This window comes from Paraburkholderia sp. 31.1 (genome assembly GCF_014397645.1).
In the GTDB taxonomy this organism is placed as follows: Bacteria; Pseudomonadota; Gammaproteobacteria; order Burkholderiales; family Burkholderiaceae; genus Paraburkholderia; species Paraburkholderia tuberum.
On record NZ_VZQN01000257.1, the window covers coordinates 1 to 252 of the forward strand.

The window sequence follows — 252 nt, forward strand, 5'->3', positions numbered from 1 at the left end:
CGGACGCAAGGGTGATGGTGAACCCGGCGCGAAGACACTGTGGATTGGCATGCAGCGTGTCATGGATGCGGTGATCACCATCCAGATCCTGCGCGACGGCTACGATACTTCTGTATAAGGAGATGCCCTTAAGCAGCGCCTGCTTCGCAATCAGATCGAAGTCGTAATCTCCATAGACTTCGCGCCCAGCAGCACTGAGCTGATAGGTGCGTCGCAACAGCGAACTGACGCGCGCGAGCAGGACACTTCCAG

1 protein-coding gene is annotated in these 252 nt (G+C 57.5%); it reads left to right on the forward strand.

Annotated elements, in window-relative coordinates; genetic code table 11:
- Positions 1-37: 37 nt before the first annotated feature.
- Positions 38-118, forward strand: a complete 81-nt coding sequence (locus tag F6X37_RS36565) for a hypothetical protein (protein ID WP_410451589.1) — start codon at positions 38-40, stop codon at positions 116-118.
- The last annotated feature ends 134 nt before the right edge of the window (positions 119-252 follow it).